This is a genomic window from bacterium, from assembly GCA_013360195.1.
GTDB lineage: Bacteria > Electryoneota > RPQS01 > RPQS01 > RPQS01 > JABWCQ01.
This window is the reverse complement of sequence record JABWCQ010000040.1, coordinates 1-2,502: the sequence shown is the minus strand read 5'-3', so window position 1 is coordinate 2,502 and position 2,502 is coordinate 1. Positions and strand designations below refer to the sequence as shown.

At 56.8% G+C, this 2,502-nt stretch carries 2 protein-coding genes; both read left to right on the top strand.

Annotation, left to right across the window (positions count from 1 at the left end; genetic code table 11):
- Positions 1 to 642 (top strand): hypothetical protein (locus tag HUU59_13515; GenBank protein ID NUO20459.1); only part of this gene is annotated, 642 nt, incomplete at its 5' end.
- A 789-nt stretch (positions 643 to 1,431) separates the two neighbouring features.
- Positions 1,432 to 2,502 (top strand): thrombospondin type 3 repeat-containing protein (locus tag HUU59_13510; protein NUO20458.1); only part of this gene is annotated, 1,071 nt, incomplete at its 3' end.

Here is a 2,502-nt window from a genome sequence, read left to right as displayed (position 1 = left end):
TATCAGGCGGAAGAGTGCTACAGCTATGCGTACGGCCTGTGCCCGGATCCGCTGGGTGCGTCCCAGTCGTTCGGTGACGGCACGGACAACTGCGGCGGCAGCTGCGATGCGGTCATCACGAAAGTGAAAGCCAGAGTCAAGGACGGCAGATGCACCGTTAAGGTCAAGGGAACGGATCCGACGCCGGGCGACACGTTCACCGTCACGAACAACCGGACCGGTGAATCCAAGAGTGTGACCGCCAACGACCGTAACAAGTGGAAGACCAAGTTCAAGAACGCCGGCTGCAACGGCGGAACGGTAACGGCCTGCGACCAAACCGAACCGTATGTCTGCAACTGCCAACTCGCGGAAACCGGCGCCTGCCTGCTGTGTGAAGACGATTCCGGCATCGCCTGCCTCGACGTGGCCACAGAAGCGGAATGCCTGTCTTTAGGCGGTGAGTTCCAGGGGAACGGCACACTCTGTCCGAGTGGGCACCCCGGTCCGGACGCGGATGTTTGCACCGGCGCGGGCAAAGAGTGCTTCTTCACGGATGCGACAGGCTGCGTCATTACATGTGAAGGGCGCTGCCGAGCGGAAAGCGGCTCCTGCTGCTTTGGGTTTGGCTTTGACGCGACCTGCGAATGTCTGTCGCCCTGATCGTGGTTCTAAGTTTCCCGGATCGCGGACAGCGATCATGCCGAAATGCTCGATTCCCTCCTGAACTCCGGCGCGCGGGCGCCCCTTCACGGGGGCGCTCGCGGCGCCGGTGGTTGCTCAGGGCGGGAGGAAACCTCGCTCAGTTCCCCCAAGAACGATCAAAACTGCTAAGACCTCCGGCCACCGCGCGGCGCGTGCCCGCGGGTGATTGAGGGGATGTCTGAAACAAAGGAGCCTTTTGTGAACCCGAAAAACACTTTGCTATTTGTGATGGCAGTCACTACTATCATCTTCGGCGTCATCAATTCAATCGCCGATGCTCAAAATTGCGGAGGAACGGCCGATTGCCCCGAGGTCGGATTACCCTACGGAGACTGGTTGAGAGTCCGAAGTGAGCAGAATGATGACGACCTTGTCTTCAGCAATGGCGCCTGCGTCGATATCACCGGGGCGGTTCTGGGCGGTGTTTACGTTGATCTCAGGCCTTGGACAATCGATCTACCGGTATTTACAGGATACCCTGGACTGAACGAAAAATTGGCTATTGATGTCGTCCATACCGGACTTGGCGTCACTCATTATTATCTAAATGGAAACGTCATGCTTGGTGCCGGGGCCGGAATCTGGAATGTATGTAACGCACTAATCTTTGCAGAGGCCGTTGCGATCACTGATACCCATGTTCACGTTCTGAATAGAGACGAATTATATGTCTATGAGGCCACTGGATACCCCCTCAGCGCTGGAATCGTTTCTGGATGCCTTGGAAATGATGCCAAAATCCTTCGGATGGAGTTAGGCGTCTCGACCTCCAGCAACACGATCGAGGTTTATGGTGGGCTTGGACCGGTTCACCGACAGGTATTCACGATACCGGGCAACATTCTTAGTCCTATGACTTGGAGTTATGGCAGTAGAAGCGGAATGATTTGTGCCACAGAAACACAGGCATTTGTAATTTATGATAGCGAACTGCTGACATACAATCTTCCAGGCAATTTCTCAGATTTTAGGGCAGGATTCTGCGACGACGGTCGTGCCGGCATTATAGTTAATACCGACAAAGGCGAGTACTGCATCGATCTATTAGGTGTCCCATCACTTGTTCCGTTTGGCGATCTTAATCCACTTGAGCGATGCAGCTCTTTCGAACCGGCAGGGGAGATTTCCGCGAACCCTGGTCCGTGTGATAGAGACCCGTTTCAAGTCAGTTTTGTAAACGCGCTTTGGCAAAACATTCCCGGAAATATTCCTGGCGTGAAGTTGGTGCTTTTCCCCGATCGTGATAACGATGGTCACGTCGACAGATGCGATAACTGCCCGAACGACTATAACCCCGACCAGGCTGATCGCGACAACGATGGGGTCGGGGACATCTGCGACAATTGCCCGAACCACCCCAATCCCAACCAGGCTGATCGCGATGGCGATGGGTTCGGGGACATCTGCGACTGTTTCCCCGACGACCCCAATCGGCACCCACCCGGGCCCGGGATGGACGGCGAGAGCAACGGCATCTTAGTAGACGCGGGCGCCGGTTACGAAGGTCCGGCGCAGATCGGTCCGGCGCAGGGCGGTAAGGTGCTGCAGAAGATCAACATCCCGACCGAGCAGCTCAACCCGGGTGACGAGATTTACAACCGTCTCGACATCACCGACAACCAGGCCTACGTCAGCGGTAACGGTGACGCGTGGTCGGGTCTGGGTGTGTTCGGTGCGGTGTATAACCTGCAGTGCGTGGATGACGTGACGTTCGAGTTGGATTGCTGCCTCGGCGACATGATCCGCGACTACGTCGGCTTCCTGGGCAACGCCGCGCCGGCGAACGGCTCGTTCGTGGCCATCTACGCCGACAACGGC